The organism is Actinokineospora sp. UTMC 2448, assembly GCF_024760565.1.
Taxonomy (GTDB): Bacteria; Actinomycetota; Actinomycetes; order Mycobacteriales; family Pseudonocardiaceae; genus Actinokineospora; species Actinokineospora fastidiosa.
This window is the reverse complement of sequence record NZ_CP031087.1, coordinates 6,810,285-6,835,768: the sequence shown is the minus strand read 5'-3', so window position 1 is coordinate 6,835,768 and position 25,484 is coordinate 6,810,285. Positions and strand designations below refer to the sequence as shown.

The window sequence follows — 25,484 nt, the reverse complement described above, 5'->3', positions numbered from 1 at the left end:
CGGTCGGGCCAGCGATCGGCGAACGGAGCAGAAAACTTCGGGCGCGGCGCACCCCCGTGATCTTGAACGACGCGCCGCGGCGACTACGCTGGCGGTGTGGGCGTTCCCGCGTGGGTCTGGTTCGTGGTGGCGTTCGTGGCTCTGGTCGCGGGCGCTCTGTTCCTCATGCGCGATCGCGCGCGTCTGACCTCGCGCAACCGCGAGCGCAGGCGCTGGGCGGCGCTGCGGGGGTGGCAGTTCGCCGAGTCCGACCCGGTGCTGCCCGGCCAGTGGAACGGCGGGGCGATCGCCTACTACGGCGACGGCGTGGCCCGCGACGTGGTCGCCGGGTCGACGTTCACCGCCGACGGCAGGCGCAAGGTGTACGTGTTCGACCTGGAGGCGGGCGGGCGGGTCAACACCGTCATCTCCGCCGTGCAGTGCAAGCGCGTGCACCCGGTCGTCGTGGAGCTGTGGGTGCCGAGCACGCCGTTCCAGCGCGAGCACATGCCCGAGTTGCTGGGCCCGGTCGGCCAGCGGTACGCGTTCGTCTCCGACATCGCCGCCGCCCGCGCGCTGATCACCCCCGACCTGGTCGACGCGACCGAGGACATCGGGCAGGACGTCGCCGTCGCCTGGATCGAGAACGGGTGGGTGCTGGCCGCGTCCGCGCCGAACTCCTCGCCGTCGCGGCTGGAGCGGCTGCTGCGCGGGCTCGGCGAGATCGCCGACGTGGTCGACCCGTTCGACGCCGAGATCGACCCGGCCGGGGAGGTCGAGGTCCGCGGCGGCCACGAGGAGTGAGCTACCGGCCCGGGCGTACCGCTGGGTAGCGTGCCCCGTATGCCCACCGCACTGATCACCGGCGCCACCGCGGGAATCGGCGCGGCCTTCGCCCGCAGGCTGGCCGCAGACGGATACGACCTGGTCATCGTGGCCCGCACCGCGGACCGGCTGAAGGCCGTGGCCGCCGAGCTGTCCGAGGCGCACGGCGTCGCGGTGCAGACCATGACCGCCGACCTGACCACCACCCGGGCGCGCAAGCGCGTCGAGGACCGGCTTGCCGACCCGGAGCGCCCGGTCGACCTGCTGGTGAACAACGCGGGCTTCGGCACCCGGGGCGCGTTCGCCGACGCCGACCCGGCGTGGCTGCAGTCGCAGGTCGACCTCAACGTCACCGCCGTGATGCGGCTGACCAGGGCCGCGCTGCCCGGGATGATCGAGCGCGGGCACGGCGGGATCGTCAACGTCTCCAGCATCGCGGGGTTCTTCCCGGCGAGCGGGCCGTCCTACGGGGCCAGCAAGGCGTACGTGACGGCGCTGTCGGAGGGCCTGGCCGCGCACCTGGCCGGGACGGGCGTGCGGGTCGTGGCGCTGTGCCCCGGCTTCACCCACACCGAGTTCCACGAGCGCGCGGGCGACGACATGAGCGAGCTGCCCGACTTCCTGTGGCTGGACGCCGACCGGGTCGTGGCCGACTGCCTGGACGACCTCGTCCACGGCCGGTCCCGCTCGGTCCCCGGCCCGCAGTACAAGGCGCTGGTCGCGCTGACCAGGCTCCTGCCCCGCGGCCTGCAGCGGTCGCTGGAGCGGCGCGTCGCGGGGGGCCGCAACCGGGGCTGAGTCCGTAGGCTCGCGGGCATGACGAATCCGCAGCCCGGCTGGTACCCGGAGGCCCCAGGCTCGTCGACGCTGCGCTACTGGGACGGCGCGCGGTGGACGCAGCAGACGCGCGCCGCCAGCGACGCCAGCGCGTGGGAGCTGTCCTTCGACGGCCCGGTCGACCCGAACCGGATCAGGGAACAGCAGCGCAAGGCGGGCGTCGGCCAGGCAGGGCAGGGCGGCGGGACGCTGTTCACCGAGCCCGTGCTGGTGGTGAACCAGCGGGTGAAGCTGATCGAGCTGGCCAACGAGTACGCCGTGTACGACCAGCACGCCCGCCAGATCGGCGCGGTCGTGCAGGTCGGGCAGAGCGCGCTGAAGAAGGCCGCCCGGTTCCTCGGCAGCTACGACCAGTTCTTCACCCACCGCTTGGAGGTCCGCGACGCCCACGGCCAGACCGTGCTGCGGCTGACCAGGCCCGCGAAGTTCGTGAAGTCGCGGATGATCGTCGAGCGCGGCGACGGCGCGCCGGTCGGGGAGATCCGGCAGGAGAACGCCATCGGCAAGATCCGCTTCGCCTTCGAGGTCGGCGGGCAGCGCGTCGGCGGCATCCAGGCGGAGAACTGGCGGGCGTGGAACTTCGCGGTCACCGACCACGCGGGCGGCGAGGTCGCGCGGATCACCAAGACGTGGGAGGGCTTCGCCAAGACGATGTTCACCACAGCCGACAACTACGTGCTCCAGATCCACCGACCGCTGGCCGACCCGCTGCTGAGCCTGGTGATCGCCTCCGCGCTCACCGTCGACACCGCGCTCAAGCAGGACAACCGGGGCTGGGGCTGAGCCCGTCGATCCGGCCGGACACCGCGACCAGCTCGCGCACGGTCCGGAAGCCGAGCTGGTGGTTGACCCTGGCCATGTGGACGTTCTGCGCGCCCGTGCCGGTGTAGGCCAGCCGGTAGTCCGGCCGGGTCGCCACCAGCCAGCGCAGCATGTGCGCCTTCATCGCCCGCCCGAGACCCCGGCCGCGGTGCGCGGCGACGACCGAGGTGTCGCGCTGGAACGACCAGGTCGGCCGGTGCGGGTGCAGCTCGACCTCGGTCAGGCCGACGACCGCGCCGTCGCGCACGGCCACGACCACCCGCTGCTCGACGCCCCGGGCGCGCAGCCCGGCCTCGTGCTCGCGCTGCCGCTCGGCCGACCATGCGGGGACGGCGTAGTCCATGCCGCCGAGCGGCGCGTCGACCATGGCGGCGCGGGCGGCGGCGTAGGAGTCGACCAGCTCGTCCGGCGCCTCGCCGGACCACTGGTGCAGGCGGTAGCCCTCGGGCACGGGCACGTCCCAGAGCGCGGGGTCGGTGTCGGCGACCACCAGCTTCTGGATGATCGCCGCGTGCACGACGCGCAGGCCGACGCCGAGCGCCCAGCGTTCGCCGTCGCTGCCCGCGGTGACCTGGTCCTCCTCGATCGTGGTCCGGCCCTCGGCGCGCAGGGTCGGCAGCATCGCGCGCAGGACGCCGGTGCCGATGCCGCGGTTGCGGAAGCGCGGGTGCACGACGATGTCGACCAGGGCGAGGTGGCTGTTCTCGTGCCCGGGGAAGTAGACGACGGCCAGGCCGACGATCTCGCCGCGCACGCGCGCGACCCAGTACCGGACCGGGCCCAAACCGGGGAACGGCGTGCGGAGCCTGCCCACGACGTCGTTGACGCTCAGCGGCGGCTCGTCCGGACGGTCCGTCTCCTGCCGGGCGAGCATGACGGCGTGGTAGCCCTCCAGGTCCGCGTCGGTGGCGTGATCGGGGTCGAACTCGGCGATCTCCGAGCGTAGGCGCTCGAGCAGGTCGGCCCGGTCGCCGCGGACGGCGAGCCACGTGCGCAGGGTGGTGAAGCCGAGCCGCTCGTTGACTTGTCGCATGTGGACGTTCTCGATGCCGGTGGCGGTGGCGATCCGCGTCCCGGGCAGTCGGCGCAGCATCGCGGCCTTCATCCACACGCCCAGCCCCTTGCCCCGGTGCGCGGGGACGACCGCGGTGTCCCGCTGGTGGGCGGGGCCGTCGGTATCCGGGTAGACCAGCACCACGGTCAGGCCCACGACCTCGTCACCGTGCAGGGCGACGACGACGTGGAGCGTGACACCGCTCGCGCGCAGCTCCGCCTCCTCCGCGCGGATGCGCTCGGCGGTCCAGTCCGGTTCGCGGTAGGCCAGCTCGCCCAGGGGCGCGTCCTGGATGGTCGTGCGGGCGGCGGCGTAGGAGTGCAGGAGGTCGTCGGGCGCGGCGTCCGACCAGGCGCGCAGGTGGTAGCCGTCCGGCGCGGGGAAGTCGGTGCGGGCATCACCCGGTTCGAGGCGCTGTTCGACGATGCCGTGGACCCGGCGCAGGCCCAGGGAGTCCGCCCATGGCGCGCCGTCGCCGCCGTCGAGTAGCTGGCCCTCGATCACCTCGCGGTCCACGGCGCGCGCGATGGTGGAGAGCAGGGCGGTGCCCACGCCGAGCCGCCGGGCCTGCGGGTGCACCACGATGTCGGTCATCGCGACGTGGCTGTTCCCGTCCGGTGGGAGGTGGACCCGGGCCCAGCCGACGGCGCGCCCGTCCAGCCGGGCCAGCCACATCCGGCGCGGCCCGAACCCCGCGGCGGGCACGCGGACCCGGGCGATGCTCTCGGCCGGGGTGGGCTCGGGCTGCTCGGGCAGCTCGGCCCGCAGCCGGGCGAGCGACAGCTCGTGGAAACCGGCGAGGTCGGCCTCGGCGGCGTGGTCGGGGTCGAAGTCGATGATCTCCACCTGACCGGTCTAGAGGGTCGGGGCGCGCGCCGCAACGGGATTGATGGTGTGTCCGGGGGGCGGACATGAGAGGCTGACGTTCCGTGCGAACCGCTGTTGATGAGACCGCCAAGGCCGAGCTCGCCCGCCTGGTGACCGAGCTGGCCGTCGTGCACGGCCGCGTGACCCTCGCCTCGGGCCGGGAGGCCGACTACTACGTCGACCTGCGCCGGGCCACCCTGCACCACGCCGCGGCCCCGCTGATCGGGCGGCTCATGCGCGGGCTGACCGCCGACTGGGACTACGTGGCCGTCGGCGGGCTGACCCTCGGCGCGGACCCCGTCGCCCTGGCGATGATGCACGCGGCGGCGCACGCCGGTGAGGTGCTGGACGCCTTCGTCGTGCGCAAGGAGACCAAGGCGCACGGGATGCAGCGGCGCGTCGAGGGCATCGAGGTCGCCGGGCAGCGGGTGCTCGCCGTCGAGGACACGTCCACCACCGGGGGCAGCGTGCTCACCGCGGTGGACGCGCTCGTCGAGGCCGGGGCGACCGTCGTCGGGGTGGCGACGGTGGTGAACCGGGGCGAGACGGCGCGGCGGGCGGTCGAGGAGCGCGGGCTGCCGTGGCGCTCGCTGCTGGACCTCACCGATCTCGGACTTCCTGACCAGGGCTGATCGGAGCCGAATCGGACACTTCCCCGGTACCGTGAGGTGACCGGGGAGGTGGTCGCCGATGGCGGGGGTGTTTGCCGCAGCGACGGTCGTGGTGCATTTCATCGCGCTGGGCTATATCGGGCTGGGCGGGTTCCTGGCGTGGCGGTGGCCGCGCACGATCTACGTCCACGTGTTCTTCGCGGCGTGGGGCGTGCTGGTCAACGTCACGTCCATCCCGTGCCCGCTGACGGAGCTGGAGAACCACTTCCGGCGGCAGCAGGGGTTGGGGGACCTGCCGGGCGGGTTCAACGAGCACTACATCTACGGTGAGCTGTTCCCGAGGGAGCTGCTGCCCGCGGTGGGCGTGCTGGCCGTGGTGCTGCTGGTCGTGTCGTATGTCGGCGTGTGGACGCGCAGGCGTGGGGGTGTGCGGGTGTGAGCGAGGGGCCCACCGAGTGGGTGTTCGGCGAGCCCGTCGGCGTGGGTCCGTGGCCCGGTGAGTGGCCGACCGGGGCGCACTACGACCCGGACCTGCTGGCCGAGGGCGACCGCCGCAACGTCGTCGACGCCTACCGGTACTGGCGGCGCGAGGCGGTGGTCGCCGACCTCGACCGGCGCCGCCACGGCTTCCACGTGGCCATCGAGAACTTCCAGCACGACCACAACATCGGGACCGTGGTCCGCACCGCCAACGCCTTCGCGGCCCGCGCCGTGCACATCGTCGGGCGCAAGCGCTGGAACCGCAGGGGGGCGATGGTGACCGACCGGTACCAGCATGTGACGCACCACGCGGAGGTGTCCTCGCTGGTGTCGTTCGCCCGGTCGTCGGGGCTGGCGGTGGTCGGCGTCGACAACACGCCCGGCTCGGTGCGCCTGGAGACGGCCGAGCTGCCGAGGGAGTGCGTGCTGGTGTTCGGCCAGGAGGGGCCGGGGCTGACCGAGGAGACCCGCGCCGCCGCCGACCTGCTGGTCTCCATCGCCCAGTTCGGCTCGACCCGCTCCATCAACGCGGGCGTCGCCGCTGGCATCGTCATGCACGCCTGGATCCGCGCCCACGCCGACCTGGACACGGCATGGTGACCCGCCCCCCGACCCGCGCCGACGACCTGGTCCGCGCCATCGAGTTCGACCCGGTCACCGTCCAGCGGCTGGTCGCCGACGCCCAGCCGCACCTGGCCCCCTGGATGGCGTGGGCGGCCGGTGAGTACACAGTGGAGTCGGCCAGCTCGTTCCTGCTGGACGCCGCCACCGGCTGGGCAGCGGGCACGTCGTTCTGCTACCTGATCGCCCCCGGCGGCGTCCCCATCGGCGCCTGCGGCCTCGAACGCCGCATCGGCCCCCGCGGCCTGGAGATCGGCTACTGGCTGCACCCCGCCCACACCGGCAAGGGCCACGCCACCCGCGCCACCGCCACCCTCCTGACCCTCGCCAGAACCCTCGACGACATCGACCACGTCGAAATCCACCACGACGCCGCCAACCACGCCAGCGGCGCCATCCCCCGCCGCCTCGGCTTCACCCTGGTGGAAACCGCCGAACCCCGCCCTATCACCGCCCCAGCCGAGACCGGCGTGGGCATGATCTGGCGCATCGGGCTTTAGTGATCGGAAGAAGCCGCTTTCCAGGCGACAAAACTGTCACTGGCTATTGTGGTTAACAGTTCAACCTTCAACTGCGATGGAGTCTGTATGGCCCCATGAATCTGCAGGAAGGGCTCCATCATGTTCGTCGCACGATCGCTGGCTGTCGTCTCGTTCGCAGCACTCGCCCTGGTCAGCGCTGGGTGCGCAGAAGGCGGCAGCCCTGTGCCCGCGGCGGGCAGCGGCTCGCACCTGGACCTTCCCGAGGCGACCACCACCACGACCACGACACCGACGACGACCAAGCCAGCCACCAGTGAGCGGGGCAATGTGCCGAAGAAGCTCGGTGAGGAGGCCGGTGTGACCAACGAGGACGGGGCCACCATGTTGACTTTCACCCTCGACAGCATCGACAAATCCGGCCGCTGCACCGGTGAATTCGCCGAGAAGCCCGAGAACGGCCACTTCCTCATTCTGCACTTGCGGGTGACCACGGCGGCCGAGTTCGATGAGATGGTAGCGGCCGGGATGTTCAACCCGTATGACTTCGCTGTGGTCGGACCGGACGGGGTGACCGAAACCAACCTGTCCACCGTGGCCACCTACTCCTGCCTCAACGAATCCGCGCCGCTGGCGCTGGCCCCTGGGTCCAAGTACAGGTTCTCCATCGTGCTCGATTCTCGTAGCACCAAGGGTGTTCTCACGTACCGGCCGGGGTTCATGGCTTCGGGCTGGGAATGGCCGCTATAGCGGCGTCAGCGCCTGGCGCTCGCGCCTACGCCCGGGTGACCTCCACCGGGATGCCGTTCAGCACCGCTGTTCCCGATGGGGCGTCGATCAGGAGTTCGTCGGCGAGGATGTTGGAGTTCACGCCCGGGTGTTCGGCGGCGACCGCCGTGTGGGTGTCGGGGTGGGTGTGGCCCCAGCCGTGGGGGATGCTGACCACGCCGGGGCGGATGGCGTCGGTGATTTCGATGGGGACGGTCACCTTGCCGGTTCGGGAGCGGACCACGCAGGGGTCGCCGGGGGTGAGGCCGAGGCGCTCGGCGTCGGTCGGGTTGAGTTGGGCCGTGCAGCGGTTGGCGCCGCCCATGAGCGGGGCGATGTTGTGCATCCACGAGTTGTTCGAGCGCAGCTGCCGTCGTCCGATGAGGACCATCGGGGGGACCGGCGCGGTGAGTTCGGCCAGCAGGCGGGGGACGTCTGCGGTCAGGGCGGGCGGGGCCAGTTCGATCCGGCCGCTCTCGGTCGCCAGCACCTCGGGGACGCGCGGCTTCAGGGGGCCGAAGTCGATGCCGTGCGGGTGGGCCCGCAGGTCCGCCAGCCGCACGTCATAAGGACCGGCCCGCAGCATCATGTCCACCAGGCGGGCCGGGCCCCGGCCCTCGGCCACCGGGACGCCGAAGCGGGACGCGACCTGGGCGGCCACGATGTTGTCCAGCGCGTCCACATCGGACATCCCCGCCACCGCGCCGGTCATGCGCAGCAACGTCTCCCACTCCTGGGGCAGCGGCGTCTCCAGCACGGCGTCGCTCCAGTTCGCCACGTTGCGGACCGCGAACTGGTACAAGGCGATGTCGTAGTGCGGGCGCTCCAGCGGCGAGGTCCCCGGCAGGATCACATCCGCGTGCCGGGTCGTCTCGTTCACGTAGATGTCCAGCGACACCATGAAGTCCAGCCCGCGCAGCGCCTCCGCCAGCCGGTCGGCGTTCGGGGTGCTCACGCACGGATTGCCGGACAGCGTGACCAGCGCGCGCACGCCGCCCGCCTCGATCTCGTCGGCGAGGGTGGCCGCCGGGAGTTCGCCCATCACCTCCGGCAGCCCGCGCACCCGGCTGTGCCAGCGGCCGTGCCGGAACGGTTTGCGGCCGCGCCCCGCGTTCGCCTGGCCCGCCGCGGCGAGCGGGAACATCGCGCCGCCGGGACGGTCCAGGTTGCCGGTCAGCACGTTGAGGACGTCGACCAGCCAGCTCGCCAGCGAGCCGAACCGCTGGGCCGTGGTGCCGATCCGGCCGTACACCGCCGCGGTCGGGGCCGCCGCCAGGTCGGCCGCCAGCCCGCGGATCACCTCGGCCGACAACCCCGTCGCGGGCGCGACGGCCTCCGGGCTGAACGGGACCGCCAGCGCCCGCACCGCGTCGACCCCAACCACGTGCGGCGCCAACGCGCCCAGCTTCACCAGGTCGTCGGCGAACAGCACATGCACCAGCGCGAACAGCAGCAGCGCGTCCGTCCCCGGCCGGATCGCCAGGTGCTGGTCCGCCGACTCCGCCGTCCGCGACCGCATGGGGTCCACGACCACGATCCGCCCGCCCCGCGCCCGGATCGCCCGGAGCCGCCCGCGCGTGTCGGGGGAGGTCATCAGGCTCCCGTTGGACACCAGCGGGTTGGCGCCGAGCAGCAGCAGGAAGTCCGTCCGGTCGAGGTCGGGCACCGGCACGCTCATCGGGTCGCCGAACAGGTAGCCAGCGGCGAACTGCTTGGGCGCCTGGTCCACCGAGCTCGCCGAGTACACGTTCTTCGTGTCCAACGCCTTGATCAACGCCCGCGCGTACAGCGACGTCGACAGGTTGTGCACGCCCGGGTTGCCGAGGTACACCGCCGCCGCGTCACCCCTCGGCAGCCGGGCCGCGATCTCGGCGAACGCCTCGTCCCACGCCACCTCGACGAACCGCCCGTCCCGCTTCACCAGCGGCGCGCGCACCCGGTCGGGATCGCCGTGCAGCGACCCGATCGAGGCGCCCTTCGGGCACAGGTAGCCCCGGGAGAAGACGTCCAGCGCGTCGCCGCGCACCGACGTCACCGCGCCGTCGTCGACGGTGACCGACAGGCCGCAGGTCGCCTCGCACAGCGGGCACGTGACGTGGTGGGTCGGCATTGATCCAGCCTGGCACGATCGGGCCCCCGCGCGGCATCCGGAACGATCCAGTGGCCACCATGGGAGGCATGACCCGGGGCGCGCGGCGCACGGAGGGCGCGGCCGAGCGCTCGCCGGGGCTGTGGGCCGCCCGCGCCGGGGTCGCCGAGCGGGCGATCCGCGGCCGCCACCTCCGCCGCCTGTGGGGCCTGCCCGGCACCCGGCTCGGCGTCGTCCGCAGGCCCGCCCGCCTCGCCGACCGGCTCTTCGCGCGCTGGCACTACTGGTGGCAGGCGCACCTGCTCGACTGCCTGATCGACGCCCACGAGCGCGCCCCGGCCGCCGAGCGCGTCGAGGTGATCGGCAGGCTCATCCGCGGGGTGCACCTGCGCAACCTCCGGCACTGGACCAACGACTACTACGACGACATCGCCTGGCTCGGCCTCGCCCTGCACCGCGCCCGCGACCTCGTCGACACCCGGCCCGCGCTCGCCGAGATCACCGCGCGGCTGCGCGATGGCTGGACGGAGCACGGCGGCGGCGGGATCTGGTGGCGGCGCGGGGACACCTTCAAGAACGTCCCCGCCAACGGCCCCGCCGCGATCCTGCTCGCCCGCGCCCGGGTCGAGCGGGCCGACCGGCAGCGCGCCCGCGCCATGGCCGAGTGGATGGAGCGGTCCCTGCGCGACCCCGGCACCGGGCTGATGTGGGACGGCCTGCACGTCGCCGAGGACGGCGGCGTCCGCGACGTCGTCACCACGACCTACACCTACTGCCAGGGCGTGTACCTGGGCGCCTGCGTCGAGTTGGCCGGGCACGAGCCCGCCGGGCCGTGGGTCGGGCGGGCCGCGCGGACCGTGCGCGCCGTCGAGGCAGGCCTAGCGCCCGACGGCGTGCTGCGCGGGCACGACGGCGGCGACGGCGGCCTGTTCACCGGCATCCTCACCCGCTACCTCGCCGACGCCGCGATCCGGCTGCCCGCCGCCGAGGGCGAGACCGCCGCCCGGCTGGTGACGGCCAGCGCGGAGGCGCTGTGGGACAACCGGGGCGCGCTGCCCGGCGGCCCGCTGTTCGGACCGGAGTTCGCCCGCCCCGCCGACCTCGCGGGCGGCCCCGAGCACGACCTGTCCGTGCAGCTGTCGGGCTGGATGGCGCTGGAGGCCGCCGCCCGGCTAGAGGGCCGTGCCAGCATGGCGGGGTGAGCGTTCTGGTGGTGACCGGCGGGAGCCGGGGAATCGGGGCCGCGGTCTGCCGCCGCGCGCCCCACGACGTGGTCGTCAACTACACCGAGGACCGGGCCGCGGCCGAGGCCGTGGTCGCCGAGGTCGAGGCGTCCGGCAGGCGCGCGCTGGCCGTGCGGGCCGACGTGTCCGCCGAGGACGACGTCGCCGCGCTGTTCGACGCGGCGGCCGAACTCGGCCCGCTGACCGGGCTGGTCGCCAACGCGGGCGTGACCGGCGGCCGGGGCCGGGTGGACGAGGTGCCCGCCGCCGCGATGCGCGCGGTGCTCGACGTCAACGTGCTGGGCACCTTCCTGTGCCTGCAGACCGCCGTGCGGCGGATGTCCACACGGCACGGTGGCGCGGGCGGATCGATCGTCGCCGTCTCCAGCACCGCGGCCAAGCGCGGATCACCCGGCGAGTGGGCGCACTACGCAGCGTCGAAGGCGGCGATCGAGACGCTGGCCTACGGGCTGGCCCTGGAGGTCGCCACCGAGGGCGTCCGGGTCAACACCGTCGCGCCCGGCACCGTCCACACCGGCCTGCACGCGGCCGCTGGCGACCCGGACCGGCCCGCGCGCCTGGCCGCGACCCGCATCCCGATGGGCCGGGCGGGCGAGCCGGACGAGATCGCCGCGGCCGTGCTCTGGCTGCTCGGGCCGGAAGCGTCCTTTGTGACCGGCGCCGTGCTGCCGGTGTCAGGCGGTTTCTAGCCGGAAGTACGCCGTCAGGGTGGTCAGGTCGTCGCTGTGGGCGATGTCGTAGTGCTCGGTGATGGCCTCGACCATGCCCAGGCCGTGGCCGCGCAGCGTGCCCAGGCCGGTCTCCGGGTCGCGCCAGCGCCCGTCGTCGGTGACGGTGGCGACGACGCGCGCCGGGTGGATCGTCGCGGTGACCGTGATCGACGTCGGCGCGTGCGCCACGGCCTCGGCGGTGGCCTCGGTGACGGCCAGCACGATGTCGCAGGCGGACAGTTCGGCGACGCCGTGATCGATCAGCCACCGGGTGAGCGCGCGACGGGCCGTGTCGGCGGCGTCGGCGGTGATCGTCAAGGCCAGGGTCGGCAGGTCCTGTCCGGTCATGGCGGACACCGGCGCTCCCATCCGGGCCCGCTCCCGCGGCGGGCCCGAAGGGAGCGTCGTGGGAGCGGCGCGGGGTGTTACCGGATCACTCCAGGGGCTCCAGCTGCCACAGGTCCGCCTGCTCGGTGGTGCTCTGGACGGTCTGCACCGTGTGCACCGCCGCGTTGTCGCCGACGGGGACCACGCTGAGCGCCAGGCGCTCGGGCGCGGAGAGGATGGTGAAGTCACCGGCCTCGGTCTGCTCCACCGTCCAGAACTGGCTCGGGTCGCCGCACTCGCCGAGGGTGCCGTCGTGCGCGACGCAGTCCAGGACATGGCGGATGAGCAGCGCTGGCTCGTCCGCGCCCGCCGGGACGACGTCCCAGGTGGTCGCGTTGCCGCCGCAGTCGGCCAGTTCCACCTTGTCCGCGCCGATGGCGAGGCACTGGCCGGTGAGCACGGAGATGATGGTGTAGCGGTCGGCGGGCACGTCCGCGGCCGCCACCGCGGGGAACGCGACGAGCGCCGCGACCGCGCCGGTGATGGTTTTCATGGACCCTGCCTACTGGGCGGCGGCGCTCGGTGCCCGCGCGAGATCGGGCGAATCACCCGTCCGCGTGACAGCCGCAGGAGCCGCGGTGGACCAGCGTCGGGGGCAGCAGCACCGTCTCCGGCTCGCGCTCCGGGTCGGCGATGCGGGCGAGCAGCAGCCGCACCGCGGTGCGGCCGATCTCGTCGACCGGGTGGGCCATGGTCGTGATGCCGGGCTCGACGAGCTCGGCCCACTCGACCTCGTCGTGGCCAGCGATGGCGAAGTCGTGGCCGATGCGCATGCCGTGCGCGCGGGCCTCCCGGTACGCCCCGCCGGTCATCGCGCCGTTGCCGGTGATCACCGCCGTCGGGCGCTCGGGCACGGTCAGCAGCCGTCGCAGCGCGAGCACGCCGTCCTCGTGCGTCGCCCCGCCGCCCGCGACGAGGTTGGAGTCCCACCGCAGCCCGGCGCGGCCCAGGCCCAGGCGGTAGCCGAGCGTGCGCTCCTCGCTCGCGCCCACCCAGTCCACGCCGCTGATGAAGCCGATGCGGCGGTGCCCCGCGCCCGCCAGGTGCGACACCAGCGCCGAGGTCGACTGGATGTTCTCCGGCCCGACCTGGTCGAGCTTGACCCGGTGGGAGACCCGGTCGACCAGCACGGCGGGGATGTTGCTGCGGGCGAGGGCGTCGAGGGTCGCGGTGTCGCCGGGGACGGGGGTCAGCAGCACGCCGTCCACCCGCCGCGCCTGCAGCCTGCGCACGGCGTCGCGCTCGCCGTCGGAGGTGTCGAGGGTGTCGCCGATCAGCACTGTGTAGCCAGCGGCCGTCGCCTCGGCCTCGATGGCGTGGATCAGCTGGGCCAGGTGCGGGTTGGCCAGCAGCGACATCGCCACGCCGATGGACTTGGTGCCGCCGGTGACCAGCGACCGGGCGATGGCGTTGCCGGTGTAGCCGGTGGACTCGATGGCGGCCAGGACCCGGACCCTGGTCGACTCGGCGACCGCTCTCGTCTCGTTGACCACGTGCGAGACGGTGCTGATCGACACCCCGGCGATCCGGGCGACATCCTGCATGGTGGCCACGGCGTGTAATCCTGCTTCCGTTCGCTGCAAACGCTTGCGGACCATACCCCGCCGAGAGTGAGGACCATGGGACCGACCTTCCCCGACCTGGTCGCCCGCGCGTCCGCCCTGACCGACCGGCGCCGCCTGCTCGGCGTCTGCGGCCCGCCGGGCGCGGGCAAGTCGACCCTGGCCGCCCGGCTGGCCGAGGCGCTGGGCGAGCGGGCCGCGCTGGTCGGGATGGACGGCTTCCACCTCGCCCAGCGGGTGCTCGACCGGCTCGGCGCCGCCGAGGTCAAGGGCGCCCCCCACACCTTCGACGCCGACGGCTACGCCGATCTGCTGGCCAGGCTAAAGGCGCGCACCGACAAGATCGTCTACGCCCCGGAGTTCCGCAGGGAGATCGAGGAGCCGGTCGCCTGCGCGGTGCCGGTGCCCAGGGACGTGCCGCTGGTGATCACCGAGGGCAACTACCTGCTGCAATGGCCGCGCGTGCGGGCGCTGCTGGACGAGGTCTGGTACGTCGACGTGCCCGACGACGTGCGCCGGGAGCGGCTGTGGCGGCGGCACATGGCCTACGGCCGCACGTCGCTGGAGGCGTGGGAGCGCACGATGGGCTCCGACGAGCGGAACGCGGTCCTGATCGCCGCGGGCCGCGAGCACGCCGACCTCGTGGTCACTCCGTGATGGAGATGGTGTCGACGGGCTTGCGCATCTCCTGGCGGTACTTCCAGATCCCCCACACCGTGCCGCCGACGAAGAACGCGACGCTGCCGATCACCGCGGCCGTCTGCAGCCAGGGGACGCGGTCGAGCAGGCCCGCTGCGTAGTAGCCGAGCAGGACAAGCGTCGGCACCCACGCCACCGCGCCGACGGTCGTGGCCAGGGCGAACTTGCGCGCGTCCATCTTCGCCGCGCCCGCGATCAGCGGGGCGAGCGTGCGCACCCAGGGCAGCCAGCGGGCGAGCACGATCGCCAGGAAGCCGCGCCGGTCGAGGAAGTCCCGCGCCTTGGCCAGGTTCGCCGCGTTGAGCACGCGCCCGCCCTTGCGCGTGATGATCGCGTGGCCGGTCTTGGCCCCGATGAGGTAGCCGAGCTGGTTGGCCCCCACCGCGGTCACCGTCGCCGCGATGGACAGCGCCCACGCCTGCCCCTCGGCGGCGTGCTGGGCGAGCACGACCCCGGCCGCGAACAGCAGCGAGTCGCCGGGGAGGAACAGCCCGAAGATGAAGGCGCACTCGACGAACACGAAACCCAGCACGATGGCCCACACCAACAGGGGCCCCGCCGAGTCGAGCACGCCGGTCGCGAGGGTCACGGCCGTAGGGTACGTGTCGCTCACCCGGCCGGGTCTCCCGTCGAGCGCAATTCACCAGCCTTTGTCCCCGGGTTACCGGGCAACACCACCGTCCCCGCGTCGAGATCGACCCCCAGCGGCGGCGGCGCGCCCTGGGCGTCCTCCTCGCGCATCATCGACATGGAGTCGCGGTGGTCGAGTTCCATGCGCTTGGTGCCGTAGAACATGGCCGTGAACTCGTTGACGTAGGTGGCCGTGATCGGGGTGCCCGCCCGCCCGCGCCGCTTCTGCCTGCGCAGCTCGAAGACGCCGAAGGCGACCATGAGCAGCGTGCCGCCGGGCACGGCCCAGGTGAGGACGGTCTCCACCATGACCACTCAACGGTCCCGTCCCGGGCGCGGTTCCGGCGCGGGAACCTGAGAGCGCGCTGAGACGTTGAGCGGCCGTGGCGATTCACGCGAGCGGCCTCGGGGTCCGCTTCGGCGACCGGTGGCTGTTCCGGGGCCTCGACCTCGCCGTCGAGGCAGGCGAGTGCCTGGCGGTGACCGGGGACAACGGGTCGGGGAAGTCGACCCTCCTGCACTGCCTCTACGGCGTCCAGGACCTCACCGAGGGCGTCGTCACCGTCGCCGGGCGCAGGCCCGATGAGCGGGACCGGGAGTTCCGCCGGGCCGTCTCCGTCGTGCTCGACGACTCCGCCCTCTTCGAGGAGTACACGCCCGAGCAGCACCTCCAGCTGCTCGGCCTCGCCGACACCACCGCGCTCCCGGACATCCCCGCCGTCGAGATGTCGGCGGGACAGCGCAGGCGGCTGCTGCTGACCGGGGCGCTGCGCCGCGAGCACAGCGTGCTCCTGCTCGACGAGCCCGAGCGCGCGCTCGACGCGACCGCGCGGGCATGGCTCGCCGACGTCATCACCGAGGCCAAGGCGTCCGCCGCCGTGGTGATCGCCAGCCACAACGGGCCGTTGGTCGAGCGGGTGGCCGACCAGGTGGTCGAGCTGTGAGCGGACTGGCCGTCTTCATCGGCGCAGGGCTGCTCACCCTGCCCTTCTACCGGGCCGAGCTGCTGCACGAGCGGTTCGTCGGGGAGCACGCCGTGCCCGCGAACGCGCTGACCGCCGTGGTCCTCCTCGCCGTCGCCGTTGCCGTCGTGTCGTTGCTGCGGCGGGACTTCGTCCGCCTGCACCCGGCGCGCCTCACCTGGGACGACACCGGCGACCGCGACCGGATCGTGCACCGGGCGATGGTCCGCGCCTGGGCGCTGCGGTTCGGGATCGTCGCCTACCTCTTCGTCGCGGCGGGGATCGTGCTCGGGTGGTCGGGCTGGCCCGCGCTGCTGGCCACGACCGTCGCCGCCGCCCTGTACGCCTACGCCGCCGCCCGCCGGGCCCGCAGGGGCGAGCACGCCGTGCCGTTCGGGCTCGCGGCGGCGGGCGCGGCGTTCGTGCCGTCGACCTGGCTGTGGATCATCGCCGGGGTGCTGCTGGCCGCCACGGCCGCGGTGTGGGGTCCGCCCCCGCGGCCGGGGCGCCGGGAGTTGGTGCGCGGCCATCTGGCGCATGTCGCCCGCGCCGTCGCCGCCTCCTTCGGGGACGTCCTCTCGGTGCTGCCGCGGCCCAGGCCGACCCGGGGCAGGCTCGGCACCACGCTCCGGTTCGTCGTCACCGGCATCGCCGCGCGCCGCGGGATGGTCGCCGCCGCCGTGCTGATCGCCCTGGCGGCCCCGGTCCTGCACGCGGTGTTCCCCGTCGTCGCCCCCGTCTGGTGGGCGGGGCTGGGCGCGTACTTCGCCGTGCTGCCGTTCGCGGGCGGGCTGGCCGAGGTCAGCACCGTCGCCGGGCTCCGGCGCTGGCTGCCCCAGTCCGACACCGAGCTGTGGCTGACCGCGGTCGTCGTGCTCATGGTGGTGGCCGGGCTCTGGCTGGCCGCCGCCGCGCTCGCCGGACTGCCCGCCGCCCCCGCCGCCATCCCCGTCGCGGCGGTGGCCGTCGCCCGCACGGTCAGCAGGCCCGATCTTGACTACTCGCCCGGCCCCACCGCCGACCTCGGCGGCGTCGCCATGCCGGTCAACCTGGTCCGCCAACTCGTCCGCGGCCCGTTCCTGCTGGTCATGGGCCTGGCGGCACTCAGCTGACCCGGTTGAGGAACGCGGTCAGGTTGGCCGTGGTCCGCTCGACCTTCTCCGCCAGCGTCAGCGACTCCCGCAGCCGCGCGCCCGGCCCGGCGTCCTTCTTCCCGCGCAGGTAGAGCGAGCACGCGAGATCGGCGCAGATGTAGATGCCCACGGAGTTGCCCAGCTGCCCCTCGCGCCCGGACTTGCGGGCGGTCATCAGCGAGACGCCGTCCCCGGGATGGGTGGTCAGGCACAGCGAGCACATATTGCGCCGCGGCTGACCGGCCTCCGAGGACGCCAGCCGCAGCGCCACGCCCGTGGGGCCGTCGTCGGACTCGGCGACCAGGTAGGCCCGCTGCGGTGACGCGGGGTCACGCCAGCCGAGGAAGTCCAGGTCGTCCCACGGCCGGGCGGCGAGGTCCGCGGGCAGGGACAGGCGCTTGGCCTCGCCCTTGGTGCAGTTGACGAAGGACGCGCGGATCTCACGCTCTGTCAGGGGGCCCATGCGCCCGAAGCTACGCCCGGCCCCGCGCGCGGAACAATCGGTTTATCCGGGCTGGCTGCGCTGCCGGACCTCGTCGCGGGCGTCTTCGGCGGGCTTCTCAGTGTGTTTCTCACTGGGCTTCTCGTCAGCCGCCGCCATGGCCGCCGCCTGCGCGGGGCTGTGCATCCGCAGCGGGATCTCCTTGATGAACAGCGACACCACGAACGCCAGCGCCATCACGGCCGCGCCGACCAGGAAGACCAGCTGGATCGACTCGGTGAAGCCCTCCTGGAACGGGCGCGCCAGCCGAGGGTCCACGGCCAGCAGGAACGACGAGTCGTCCAGCACGCCGCCGTGACCGCCGCTGCTGAGGGCGTCGAACACGGGCGCGTTCGCCGGGTCCGCTCGCACGGCCGGGTCGGCGAGGGCCGCCTGGAACGCCGGGTCCGCCGCGGCCGAGCGGAACGCCCGGCCGATGTTGTCCGCGACCGTGCTGAACAGCAGCGACAGGAACACCGCCACGCCCAGGGTCCCGCCCAGCTGGCGGAAGAACGTCACCGAGGCCGTCGCCACGCCCATGTCGCCGAACGGCACGGAGTTCTGCGCCGCGACGGTCAGCGTCTGCATGCAGTTGCCCAGGCCCAGGCCGAAGACCGCCATGTAGACCAGCGGCTGCCAGATCGGGGTGTCCACGCCGACGGTCCAGAACAGCAGCAGCGCGACGACCGTCAGCGCGGTGCCGATGATCGGGAACAGCTTGTAGTGCCCGGTCTTCGCGGTCAGCCTGCCCGAGGTGATCGACGCCGTCATGATGCCGAGCATCATCGGCAGCATCATCAGACCGGCGTCGGTCGGGCTGTAGCCGCGCACGATCTGCAGGTACTGCGGGATCATCGAGATCCCGCCGAACATGCCCACGCCCAGGATCGCGCCCGCGACGATCGTCATGGCGAACGTCGAGGTGCCGAACAGCCGCAGCGGGATCAGCGCCTCGTCGCCCATCCGGCGTTCCACCAGCAGGAACGCGATCAGGCCGACGACGCCCAGCACGTAGCAGACGATCGCCACCGGGGAGCCCCAGCCCCACGCGCGGCCCTGCTCGGCGACCAGCAGCAGCGGCACCACGGACAGCGCCAGGAACGCCGCACCCCAGTAGTCGATGCGGTGCTTGCGCCGCGAGTGCGGCACGTTGAGCACCTTCGCCACCACGATCAGCGCGGCCGCGCCGATCGGCACGTTCACCAGGAACACCCAGCGCCAGCCGGTGATGCCCAGGATCTCGTCCTGACCGGCGAAGAACCCGCCGATCACCGGGCCGAGGACGCTGGAGGTGCCGAACACGGCCAGGAAGTAGCCCTGGTACTTGGGCCGCTGCCGGGGCGGGACGAGGTCGGCGATGATCGTCAGGGCCAGCGACATGAGCCCGCCTGCGCCGAGGCCCTGCAGCGCCCGCGCGGCGGCGAGCTGGGCCATCGAGTCCACGACCGTGCAGGCCAGCGAGCCGATGACGAACACGCTGATCGCGGTGGTGAACCACGGCTTGCGCCCGTAGATGTCCGACAGCTTGCCGTACAGCGGCGTGGAGATCGTGGCGGTGATCAGGTACGCCGTCGTGGCCCAGGCCTGCATGCTCAGGCCCTGCAGGTCGTCGGCGATGGTGCGGATGGCCGTGCCGACGATGGTCTGGTCGAGCGCGGCCAGGAACATGCCCAGCATCAGCCCGGACATGACGACCAGGATCTGCCGGTGCGTGGGCCCGGCCACGGACCCGGGCTGGGTCATGCGTCCCTCAGATTCGGTTGGTTGGGCTCAGCAACTACTTGCCGTCCAGCCTTCCGGGATCGGTCCCTGATCGCAAGTTCATGCGGCGGCCGCCACGGTCAACGCGGCACGCACGAACTCGCCGACGTAACCGATGGCCAGCCTGCCCTCCGGGATCAGCGCGTGGAAGGCCGGGAACACGTGCACCTGGCCCGGCCAGACCTGCAACTCGCAGTGCCCGCCCGCGGCGCGCAGCAGCGCGGCCATCCGCTCGGAGTCGCCCAGCAGGCACTCGGTGTCCCCGACCTGGATCAACATCGGCGGCCAGCGCCGCTTGCTGCCCCGGAAGACCGACAGCCTCGGGTGCGTCAGCGGATGCGGCCCCGCGTACTGCGCGGCGACCTCGCGGGCGCGCGCGGGCGGGATGTAGGGGTCGCGGCGCAGCGCGTCGCGCTCATCGAGGCCCGCGCAGGTCAGGTCGAGGAACGGGGAGAACAGCACGGCAGCGCCGGGCATCGGGGCCCGCGCGCGGGTCAGGTCGCCGAGCAGCCCGGCGGCGAGGTGCCCGCCTGCCGAGTCGCCCATGACCACGATCCGGTCCGCGCGGTGGCCCTGGTCGCGCAGCCAGTGATAGGCGGCCAGCGCGTCGTCCGCCGCCGCGGGGAACGGGTGCTCGGGCGCCTTGCGGTAGGACAGCAGCAGGACCGGCAGGCCAGTGGCGACGGAGATCATTGCCGCCAGGCGCCGGTGGGTGCGCAGCGAGCCGAGCACGAACCCGCCGCCGTGCAGGTACAGCACGGCGCCGTCCGCGGCGTCGGCGTTCGGCGCGGTGACCCACAGCCCGGTGACCTCGCCGTACCCGTGCGACTCGGAGACCGCGCGCACCCGGGTCCCGCGCGGCAGCGGCGTGACCCCGGTGGCGTCGAAGGCCTCCCTGACCAGCGCCAGGCCCGCGCCGCGCAGGCGGATGCGGTCGCCCAGCGGGCGGATCCCGGTCAGCAGGAGCCGCGCCAAGGCCCTGGCCTGCGCGCTGGGCGCCGACGGCACGTCGACCACGGGCCACCTCCCCGACGGCCGAGTCGACGGTGACGACGGCCACATAACCACTGTAGGACAATCAGCCGTCACGGGCCGAGTCACGAATTGCGCAGCGGGCGTTACCGTGGCCCGGTGGACCTGCTGTCGACCCTGCGCGCGGCCGTCGGCGCCGACGCCGTGCTGACCGATCCCGACGTCACCGCCGCGTACCGGCGGGACATGATGCCGCTCGCCCCGTACGGCGAGCCGCTGGCGGTCGTGCTGCCGACGAGCACCGAACAGGTCCAGGCGGTCGTGCGCGCGTGCGCCGAGCACCGGACGCCGATCGTGCCCAGGGGCGCGGGCAGCGGCCTCTCCGGGGCGGCCAACGCCATCGACGGCTGCGTCGTCCTCGCGCTCACCAGGATGAACCGCATCCTGGAGATCGATCCGGACAACCGGCTCGCCGTCGTCGAGCCCGGCGTGGTCAACCTCGACCTGCGCGACGCCGTGGAGAAGCACGGGCTGTTCTATCCGCCCGACCCGTCCTCCTACGACTGGTGCACGATCGGCGGCAACGTCTCCACCAACGCGGGCGGGCTGTGCTGCGTCAAGTACGGCGTCACCACCGACGCGATCCTCGGCCTCGAGGTCGTCCTGGCCGACGGCGAGCTGCTCAGGACCGGCAGGCGCACGGTCAAGGGCGTCGCGGGCTACGACCTGACCAAGCTGTTCATCGGCAGCGAGGGCACGCTCGGCGTGGTCACCCAGGCCACCCTGGCGCTGCGCCCGCTCCCGCAGGCGCCGGGCACCACCGTCGCGGCGTTCCCGTCGATCGTCGCCGCGGGCGCCGCGGTGTCCCGGATCGTGCGCGAGGGCATCGTGCCGTCGCTGATGGAGATCATGGACGCGGCCTCGATCGAGGCCGTCGAGGCGCACCTGAACACCGAGGTGGGCGCCGGCCGGGGCAGCGCGGCGCTGCTGATCTGCCAGTCCGACTCCGGCCGCGAGGCCGCCCGCCGCGAACTGGCCGCCATCGAGCAGGTGTGCGCCGACAGCGGCGCGGACCTCGTGCACACCACCTTCGACCTCGCCGAGGGCCGGATGCTGCTCACCGCGCGCCGGGCGGTCCTGATGGCGCTGGAGGTCTACGGCGCCTGGATGACCGACGACGTCTGCGTGCCGCGCACCCGCATCGCCGAGCTCATCGCCGGGTGCGAGCTGATCAGCGCCGAGGTGGGCCTGCGCATCGCCGTCGTCGGGCACGCGGGCGACGGCAACATGCACCCCACGATCGTCTACGACCCCACGTCCGCCGACGAGTTCGCCCGCGCGCAGCGGGCCTTCGACGACATCCTCGCGCTGGGCCTGAGCCTCGGCGGCACGGTGACCGGCGAGCACGGCATCGGCAAGGTCAAGCGGGAGTGGCTGGCCAACGAGATCGGCCCGGTGGGGCTGCGCACCCACCGGGCCATCAAAGCCGCTCTCGACCCGGGGAACCTCTTCAACCCGGGATCGATGTTCAGTCCTGCACCAGCTGCTTCTTCTCCCGACGCGCCTTGAGCACCTCGATGATGATCGGCAGCACGGACAGGAAGACGATCAGCAGGATCATCAGTTCCAGGTTCTCGTTGACGAACGGGATCTTGCCGAGCGCCGCGCCCAGCAGCGTCACGCCCGTCGCCCACAGCACCGCGCCGATGGCGGAGTAGACGAAGAAGGTGCGCTTGTTCATCCGGCCCACGCCCGCGATGGCGGTGATGAACGTCCGCACGATCGGCACGAACCGGGCCAGCACGATCGCGCGCGCGCCGTACTTCTCGAAGAACGCGTGCGTCTTGTCGACGTGTTCCTGCTTGAAGAAGCGCGAGTCCGGCTTGTTGAACAACGCCGGTCCGGCCTTCTCCCCGATCCAGTAGCCGACGACGTTGCCCGCGAACGCGCAGACCGTCAGCAGCACGCAGATCACCCACAGCGGCGCCGGGATCACGCCGGTCACCGCGAACATGCCCGCGGTGAACAGCAGCGAGTCGCCGGGGAGGAAGAAGCCGATCAGCAGGCCGCACTCGGCGAAGATGATCAGGCAGAGCCCGGGCAGGAGGAAGGGGCCCAAGCCGGTCAGGATGTTCACCGGGTCCAGCCACTCGGGCAGCAAGGCGAGGTTCACCCCCGACAAGGTACAGGTGGGGCCTGTGTCACCAGTGCACTAGGCAGAACGGGTGACCGGCGGGGTCGGCGTAGACGCGGAACCGGTCGCCGCCGCCGTCGAGCCGGGTCGCGCCCAGCGCCAGCGCCAGCTCGCCCGCCCGCGCCAGGTCGTCGACCCGGACGTCGATGTGCATCTGCGCGGACTCCGACGGCCACCCGGGCGGACGCCAGTCGGCCACGCGCTGGAAGGCGATACCGGGACGGTCGGGGGCGTCGCCGATGACCACGAAGTCGGGGCCGTCCTGGACCCGGATCATGCCCAGCAGCTCCTCGTAGAACTCCGCGAGGGCGCGCGGGTCGGGGCAGTCGACGACCAGTCCGTGCCACTTTCCGATCATGGGAGGCATCCTGACAGCGGGGGCGGACAGTTTCCGGCCGTAGGCTCAGACCAGCGTCAACAGGCCCACGACCGCGCCTGCGGCCAGGCCGAGCAGCAGGGCGACGGCCAGCACCCACAGCGCGGGCGTGGACTCCGGGGGCAGCCGCTCGGTGACCTCGACCGGGCGCGGGAACAGGTCGGTGCCCGAGAGCAGCGCGGGCTCGGGCTGGTGCGCCACGGGGGCCTGCGCGGCCTGCGCCCGCAGCGCCTCGGCGAGCAGCCGCTCGGGGTCGTCGGTCACGTCGGCGACGGTAGCACCGGTGACGCCGCTCACCCCGGGAACGATCCGACGGGCCCGCGCGTTGAGTCGGCAGGAAGCTTGAGTGGAGGCGACTCAACTACCAAGGCTGATGCCGGTAGACTCAACTTCGCTACAGCAACCCAGTGAATGCATGGAGGAAACCAATGGCGCGAGCGGTCGGCATCGACCTGGGGACGACCAACTCCGTCGTCGCCGTCCTCGAGGGCGGTGAACCGACGGTTATCGCCAACTCGGAGGGCTCCCGGACCACCCCGTCGATCGTGGCCTTCGCCAAGAACGGGGAGGTGCTGGTCGGCCAGCCCGCCAAGAACCAGGCGGTCACGAACGTCGACCGGACCATCCGTTCGGTGAAGCGGCACATCGGCACCGACTGGAAGACCGAGATCGACGGCAAGCCCTACACCGCGCAGGAGATCAGCGCCCGCGTGCTGATGAAGCTCAAGCGCGACGCCGAGGCCTACCTCGGTGAGACGATCACCGACGCGGTCATCACCGTGCCCGCCTACTTCGAGGACGCCCAGCGGCAGGCCACCAAGGAGGCCGGGCAGATCGCGGGCCTCAACGTGCTGCGGATCGTGAACGAGCCGACCGCGGCGGCGCTCGCCTACGGCCTGGACAAGGGCGCCAAGGAGCAGACCATCCTGGTCTTCGACCTCGGCGGCGGCACCTTCGACGTCTCGCTGCTGGAGATCGGCGACGGCGTCGTCGAGGTCCGCGCGACCTCCGGCGACAACCACCTCGGCGGCGACGACTGGGACCAGCGCATCGTCGACTGGCTGGTCGAGAAGTTCCGCCAGAGCAGCGGCATCGACCTGACCAAGGACAAGATGGCCCTGCAGCGCATCCGCGAGGCCGCCGAGAAGGCCAAGATCGAGCTGTCCAGCTCGAACAGCGCGGGCATCAACCTGCCCTACATCACCGTCGACGCGGACAAGAACCCGCTGTTCCTCGACGAGACGCTCTCCCGCGCCGAGTTCCAGCGGATCACCTCCGACCTGCTGGACCGCACCCGGGCGCCGTTCAACAACGTCATCAAGGACGCGGGCATCTCCGTCGGCGACATCGACCACGTGGTGCTGGTCGGCGGCTCGACCCGCATGCCCGCCGTCGCCGAGCTCGTCAAGGAGCTGACCGGCGGCCGCGAGCCGAACAAGGGCGTGAACCCCGACGAGGTCGTCGCGGTCGGCGCCGCGCTGCAGGCCGGTGTGCTCAAGGGCGAGGTCAAGGACGTCCTGCTGCTCGACGTGACCCCGCTGTCGCTGGGCATCGAGACCAAGGGCGGGGTGTTCACCAAGCTCATCGAGCGCAACACCACGATCCCGACCAAGCGCTCGGAGATCTTCTCCACCGCCGACGACAACCAGACCACGGTCGGCATCCAGGTCTACCAGGGCGAGCGCGAGTTCGCCCAGGACAACAAGAAGCTCGGCACCTTCGACCTGACCGGGCTGCCCCCGGCCCCGCGCGGCGTGCCGCAGATCGAGGTCACCTTCGACATCGACGCCAACGGCATCGTGCACGTCTCCGCCAAGGACATGGGCACCGGCAAGGTCCAGTCGATGACCATCACCGGCGGCTCCGCGCTGCCGAAGGAGGACATCGACCGGATGGTCCGCGACGCCGAGGCGCACGCGGAGGAGGACAAGAAGCGCCGCGAGGAGGCCGAGGTCCGCAACCAGGCCGAGTCGCTGGTCTACCAGACCGAGAAGTTCGTCAAGGACAACGACGACAAGATCCCGGCCGACGCCAAGGAGAAGGTCCAGGCCGCGATCAAGGAGGCCAACGACGCCCTGGCGGGCACCGACATCGCCGCCATCAAGGCCGCGATGGAGAAGCTGGCCACCGAGTCGCAGACGATGGGTTCGGCGCTGTACGCCAACACCCAGGCCCAGGGCGGCGAGAGCGCCGACGCGGGTCAGGCCAAGGCCGACGACGACGTCGTCGACGCCGAGATCGTGGACGAGGACAAGAAGTGAGCGATAACCACGACGAGCACGGCGGCGAGGAGCCCCGGGTCGTGGTGCGCGATCGCCGCCGGATCGACCCGGAGACCGGGCAGGTCCGTCCGGCAGCGGCCGACGCGGACGCCGCGTCGGCCGCCGACCCCGGCGAGGGTGCGATCGAGGGCACCATCGAGTTCCCGCCCGAGGCCGAGACCCCCGACGCGGACAGCGCGGGCTTCGACCCGGCCGCCGAGCTGAAGACGCAGCTGGACGAGCGCACGGCCGATCTGCAGCGGTTGCAGGCCGAGTACGCCAACTACCGCAAGCGGGTCGACCGCGACCGCGAGGTGGTGGTCGCGGGCGCGAAGGCGCAGGTGGTCATCGAGCTGCTCGGCGTGCTCGACGACATCGAGCGCGCCGACGCGCACGGCGACCTGACCGGCGCGTTCAAGGCGGTGGCCGACAAGCTGTCGGCGACGCTGCAGCGCGCGGGCCTGGAGCCGTTCGGGCACGAGGGCGAGCCGTTCGACCCCGCGGTGCACGAGGCCGTCCAGCACGCGACCTCGCCGGATGTCGACGGGCCGACGGTCACCGGCGTGCTGCGCCGGGGCTACCGCTTCGGCGACCGGGTGGTGCGCGCGGCCATGGTCGCCGTCACCGACGCCGAGGCGGGCTCCGCGCCCGCTGGCGAATCCACCGAAGGCTGAACGGAA

At 72.7% G+C, this 25,484-nt stretch carries 29 protein-coding genes; 16 read left to right on the top strand and 13 right to left on the bottom strand.

Going from position 1 to position 25,484, the window contains the following annotated elements; translation table 11 throughout:
• The first annotated feature begins 96 nt into the window (after positions 1-96).
• Genes Actkin_RS31645 through Actkin_RS31635 form a run of 3 tightly spaced genes read left to right on the top strand, consistent with a single transcriptional unit; the run spans position 97 to position 2,424 of the window.
• Positions 97-783: a TtfA family protein gene (locus tag Actkin_RS31645; protein WP_189209164.1), complete on the top strand. Its 687-nt coding sequence runs from the start codon at positions 97-99 to the stop codon at positions 781-783.
• Positions 784-822: 39 nt separating this feature from the next.
• Positions 823-1,602 (top strand): SDR family NAD(P)-dependent oxidoreductase, encoded by a 780-nt coding sequence (locus Actkin_RS31640; RefSeq protein WP_189209165.1) that lies wholly within the window; start codon positions 823-825, stop codon positions 1,600-1,602.
• Positions 1,603-1,620: 18 nt separating this feature from the next.
• Entirely contained in the window at positions 1,621-2,424 is an 804-nt protein-coding gene (locus Actkin_RS31635) for an LURP-one-related family protein (protein WP_189209166.1), read from the top strand.
• Here Actkin_RS31635 and Actkin_RS31630 read toward each other — a convergent pair.
• Complete coding sequence (locus Actkin_RS31630; protein WP_258905279.1) at positions 2,396-4,363, bottom strand: GNAT family N-acetyltransferase; 1,968 nt, start codon at positions 4,361-4,363, stop codon at positions 2,396-2,398. The genes Actkin_RS31635 and Actkin_RS31630 overlap by 29 nt on opposite strands.
• A gap of 83 nt (positions 4,364-4,446) precedes the next feature.
• Between Actkin_RS31630 and pyrE the strand changes: the two genes are divergently transcribed.
• The 5 genes from pyrE to Actkin_RS31605 all read left to right on the top strand — a co-directional run bounded on the left by pyrE (position 4,447) and on the right by Actkin_RS31605 (position 7,325).
• Positions 4,447-5,016 carry an orotate phosphoribosyltransferase gene (gene pyrE, locus Actkin_RS31625; protein ID WP_189209168.1) on the top strand — a complete coding sequence of 190 codons (570 nt, stop codon included), beginning with the start codon at positions 4,447-4,449 and terminating at the stop codon, positions 5,014-5,016.
• Positions 5,017-5,074: 58 nt separating this feature from the next.
• Positions 5,075-5,434 carry a DUF2784 domain-containing protein gene (locus tag Actkin_RS31620; protein WP_189209169.1) on the top strand — a complete coding sequence of 120 codons (360 nt, stop codon included), beginning with the start codon at positions 5,075-5,077 and terminating at the stop codon, positions 5,432-5,434.
• Positions 5,431-6,075 (top strand): TrmH family RNA methyltransferase, encoded by a 645-nt coding sequence (locus tag Actkin_RS31615; RefSeq protein ID WP_258905278.1) that lies wholly within the window; start codon positions 5,431-5,433, stop codon positions 6,073-6,075. The genes Actkin_RS31620 and Actkin_RS31615 overlap by 4 nt, the downstream gene beginning before the upstream one ends.
• Complete coding sequence (locus tag Actkin_RS31610; RefSeq protein WP_258905277.1) at positions 6,069-6,596, top strand: GNAT family N-acetyltransferase; 528 nt, start codon at positions 6,069-6,071, stop codon at positions 6,594-6,596. The genes Actkin_RS31615 and Actkin_RS31610 overlap by 7 nt, the downstream gene beginning before the upstream one ends.
• 120 nt (positions 6,597-6,716) lie before the next feature.
• A complete protein-coding gene (locus Actkin_RS31605) occupies positions 6,717-7,325 on the top strand; it encodes a hypothetical protein (protein WP_258905276.1) in 609 nt (202 codons plus the stop codon).
• A 25-nt stretch (positions 7,326-7,350) separates the two neighbouring features.
• Here the strand turns inward: Actkin_RS31605 and Actkin_RS31600 are convergent, their stop codons facing one another.
• Positions 7,351-9,453, bottom strand: a complete 2,103-nt coding sequence (locus tag Actkin_RS31600; protein ID WP_258905275.1) for a molybdopterin-dependent oxidoreductase — start codon at positions 9,451-9,453, stop codon at positions 7,351-7,353.
• Positions 9,454-9,521: 68 nt separating this feature from the next.
• Between Actkin_RS31600 and Actkin_RS31595 the strand changes: the two genes are divergently transcribed.
• Both Actkin_RS31595 and Actkin_RS31590 read left to right on the top strand, forming a co-directional pair.
• A complete protein-coding gene (locus Actkin_RS31595) occupies positions 9,522-10,634 on the top strand; it encodes a glycoside hydrolase family 76 protein (RefSeq protein WP_258905274.1) in 1,113 nt (370 codons plus the stop codon).
• The gene (locus Actkin_RS31590) at positions 10,631-11,365 is read left to right on the top strand and encodes an SDR family oxidoreductase (protein ID WP_258905273.1); all 735 of its coding nucleotides are present in this window, start codon (positions 10,631-10,633) and stop codon (positions 11,363-11,365) included. The genes Actkin_RS31595 and Actkin_RS31590 overlap by 4 nt, the downstream gene beginning before the upstream one ends.
• Here the strand turns inward: Actkin_RS31590 and Actkin_RS31585 are convergent.
• The 3 genes from Actkin_RS31585 to Actkin_RS31575 form a co-directional block, all read right to left on the bottom strand.
• Positions 11,351-11,734 (bottom strand): ATP-binding protein, encoded by a 384-nt coding sequence (locus Actkin_RS31585; protein WP_189209176.1) that lies wholly within the window; start codon positions 11,732-11,734, stop codon positions 11,351-11,353. The two genes, Actkin_RS31590 and Actkin_RS31585, sit on opposite strands and share 15 nt — an antisense overlap.
• Before the next feature lie 85 nt (positions 11,735-11,819).
• Positions 11,820-12,266, bottom strand: a complete 447-nt coding sequence (locus Actkin_RS31580) for an RICIN domain-containing protein (protein ID WP_189209177.1) — start codon at positions 12,264-12,266, stop codon at positions 11,820-11,822.
• A gap of 52 nt (positions 12,267-12,318) precedes the next feature.
• Positions 12,319-13,317, bottom strand: a complete 999-nt coding sequence (locus tag Actkin_RS31575; protein ID WP_189210075.1) for a LacI family DNA-binding transcriptional regulator — start codon at positions 13,315-13,317, stop codon at positions 12,319-12,321.
• Positions 13,318-13,392: 75 nt separating this feature from the next.
• On the opposite strand from Actkin_RS31575, the gene Actkin_RS31570 reads away from it, so the two are divergent.
• Positions 13,393-13,992, top strand: a complete 600-nt coding sequence (locus tag Actkin_RS31570; protein ID WP_258905272.1) for a nucleoside/nucleotide kinase family protein — start codon at positions 13,393-13,395, stop codon at positions 13,990-13,992.
• Here Actkin_RS31570 and Actkin_RS31565 read toward each other — a convergent pair.
• Together Actkin_RS31565 and Actkin_RS31560 are read right to left on the bottom strand one after the other, a co-directional pair.
• Entirely contained in the window at positions 13,982-14,623 is a 642-nt protein-coding gene (locus Actkin_RS31565) for a DedA family protein (protein ID WP_189209179.1), read from the bottom strand. The genes Actkin_RS31570 and Actkin_RS31565 overlap by 11 nt on opposite strands.
• A gap of 20 nt (positions 14,624-14,643) precedes the next feature.
• Positions 14,644-14,973, bottom strand: a complete 330-nt coding sequence (locus Actkin_RS31560; RefSeq protein ID WP_258905271.1) for a DUF6191 domain-containing protein — start codon at positions 14,971-14,973, stop codon at positions 14,644-14,646.
• A gap of 74 nt (positions 14,974-15,047) precedes the next feature.
• Between Actkin_RS31560 and Actkin_RS31555 the strand changes: the two genes are divergently transcribed.
• Together Actkin_RS31555 and Actkin_RS31550 are read left to right on the top strand one after the other, a co-directional pair.
• Positions 15,048-15,608 (top strand): ABC transporter ATP-binding protein, encoded by a 561-nt coding sequence (locus tag Actkin_RS31555; protein WP_258905269.1) that lies wholly within the window; start codon positions 15,048-15,050, stop codon positions 15,606-15,608.
• Complete coding sequence (locus Actkin_RS31550) at positions 15,605-16,738, top strand: hypothetical protein (RefSeq protein WP_258905268.1); 1,134 nt, start codon at positions 15,605-15,607, stop codon at positions 16,736-16,738. The genes Actkin_RS31555 and Actkin_RS31550 overlap by 4 nt, the downstream gene beginning before the upstream one ends.
• Here Actkin_RS31550 and Actkin_RS31545 read toward each other — a convergent pair.
• From Actkin_RS31545 to Actkin_RS31535, 3 genes are all read right to left on the bottom strand, one after another.
• Positions 16,731-17,222: an FBP domain-containing protein gene (locus tag Actkin_RS31545; RefSeq protein WP_258905267.1), complete on the bottom strand. Its 492-nt coding sequence runs from the start codon at positions 17,220-17,222 to the stop codon at positions 16,731-16,733. The genes Actkin_RS31550 and Actkin_RS31545 overlap by 8 nt on opposite strands.
• A gap of 42 nt (positions 17,223-17,264) precedes the next feature.
• A complete protein-coding gene (locus Actkin_RS31540) occupies positions 17,265-18,983 on the bottom strand; it encodes an MDR family MFS transporter (protein ID WP_258905266.1) in 1,719 nt (572 codons plus the stop codon).
• Between the two features lie 78 nt (positions 18,984-19,061).
• Positions 19,062-20,018, bottom strand: a complete 957-nt coding sequence (locus Actkin_RS31535) for an alpha/beta hydrolase (RefSeq protein ID WP_258905265.1) — start codon at positions 20,016-20,018, stop codon at positions 19,062-19,064.
• Between the two features lie 114 nt (positions 20,019-20,132).
• On the opposite strand from Actkin_RS31535, the gene Actkin_RS31530 reads away from it, so the two are divergent.
• Positions 20,133-21,542, top strand: coding sequence for an FAD-binding oxidoreductase (locus Actkin_RS31530; RefSeq protein ID WP_189209185.1), 1,410 nt, complete (start codon positions 20,133-20,135; stop codon positions 21,540-21,542).
• Here Actkin_RS31530 and Actkin_RS31525 read toward each other — a convergent pair.
• From Actkin_RS31525 to Actkin_RS31515, 3 genes are read right to left on the bottom strand one after another with little or no spacing between them, the layout of a single operon-like run.
• Positions 21,502-22,146 (bottom strand): DedA family protein, encoded by a 645-nt coding sequence (locus Actkin_RS31525; protein ID WP_189209186.1) that lies wholly within the window; start codon positions 22,144-22,146, stop codon positions 21,502-21,504. The genes Actkin_RS31530 and Actkin_RS31525 overlap by 41 nt on opposite strands.
• Positions 22,147-22,174: 28 nt before the next feature.
• Positions 22,175-22,525 carry a VOC family protein gene (locus Actkin_RS31520; RefSeq protein ID WP_258905264.1) on the bottom strand — a complete coding sequence of 117 codons (351 nt, stop codon included), beginning with the start codon at positions 22,523-22,525 and terminating at the stop codon, positions 22,175-22,177.
• Positions 22,526-22,570: 45 nt separating this feature from the next.
• On the bottom strand, positions 22,571-22,807 hold the full coding sequence (locus Actkin_RS31515) for a hypothetical protein (protein WP_189209188.1): 237 nt from the start codon (positions 22,805-22,807) through the stop codon (positions 22,571-22,573).
• A 164-nt stretch (positions 22,808-22,971) separates the two neighbouring features.
• Here Actkin_RS31515 and dnaK point away from each other — a divergent pair, with 164 nt between their 5' ends.
• Positions 22,972-24,804 carry a molecular chaperone DnaK gene (gene dnaK, locus Actkin_RS31510; protein WP_189209189.1) on the top strand — a complete coding sequence of 611 codons (1,833 nt, stop codon included), beginning with the start codon at positions 22,972-22,974 and terminating at the stop codon, positions 24,802-24,804.
• A complete protein-coding gene (gene grpE / locus Actkin_RS31505; RefSeq protein WP_258905263.1) occupies positions 24,801-25,478 on the top strand; it encodes a nucleotide exchange factor GrpE in 678 nt (225 codons plus the stop codon). The genes dnaK and grpE overlap by 4 nt, the downstream gene beginning before the upstream one ends.
• The last annotated feature ends 6 nt before the right edge of the window (positions 25,479-25,484 follow it).

Coding starts and splice junctions, on each gene's coding strand:
- Actkin_RS31640 (WP_189209165.1), top strand. CDS start 823: ATGCCCACCGCACTGATCACCGGCGCCACCGCGGGAATCGGCGCGGCC.
- Actkin_RS31635 (WP_189209166.1), top strand. CDS start 1,621: ATGACGAATCCGCAGCCCGGCTGGTACCCGGAGGCCCCAGGCTCGTCG.
- Actkin_RS31620 (WP_189209169.1), top strand. CDS start 5,075: ATGGCGGGGGTGTTTGCCGCAGCGACGGTCGTGGTGCATTTCATCGCG.
- Actkin_RS31610 (WP_258905277.1), top strand. CDS start 6,069: ATGGTGACCCGCCCCCCGACCCGCGCCGACGACCTGGTCCGCGCCATC.
- Actkin_RS31605 (WP_258905276.1), top strand. CDS start 6,717: ATGTTCGTCGCACGATCGCTGGCTGTCGTCTCGTTCGCAGCACTCGCC.
- Actkin_RS31600 (WP_258905275.1), bottom strand. CDS start 9,453: ATGCCGACCCACCACGTCACGTGCCCGCTGTGCGAGGCGACCTGCGGC.
- Actkin_RS31595 (WP_258905274.1), top strand. CDS start 9,522: ATGACCCGGGGCGCGCGGCGCACGGAGGGCGCGGCCGAGCGCTCGCCG.
- Actkin_RS31585 (WP_189209176.1), bottom strand. CDS start 11,734: ATGACCGGACAGGACCTGCCGACCCTGGCCTTGACGATCACCGCCGAC.
- Actkin_RS31580 (WP_189209177.1), bottom strand. CDS start 12,266: ATGAAAACCATCACCGGCGCGGTCGCGGCGCTCGTCGCGTTCCCCGCG.
- Actkin_RS31575 (WP_189210075.1), bottom strand. CDS start 13,317: ATGCAGGATGTCGCCCGGATCGCCGGGGTGTCGATCAGCACCGTCTCG.
- Actkin_RS31570 (WP_258905272.1), top strand. CDS start 13,393: ATGGGACCGACCTTCCCCGACCTGGTCGCCCGCGCGTCCGCCCTGACC.
- Actkin_RS31560 (WP_258905271.1), bottom strand. CDS start 14,973: ATGGTGGAGACCGTCCTCACCTGGGCCGTGCCCGGCGGCACGCTGCTC.
- Actkin_RS31545 (WP_258905267.1), bottom strand. CDS start 17,222: ATGGGCCCCCTGACAGAGCGTGAGATCCGCGCGTCCTTCGTCAACTGC.
- Actkin_RS31540 (WP_258905266.1), bottom strand. CDS start 18,983: ATGACCCAGCCCGGGTCCGTGGCCGGGCCCACGCACCGGCAGATCCTG.
- Actkin_RS31520 (WP_258905264.1), bottom strand. CDS start 22,525: ATGATCGGAAAGTGGCACGGACTGGTCGTCGACTGCCCCGACCCGCGC.
- dnaK (WP_189209189.1), top strand. CDS start 22,972: ATGGCGCGAGCGGTCGGCATCGACCTGGGGACGACCAACTCCGTCGTC.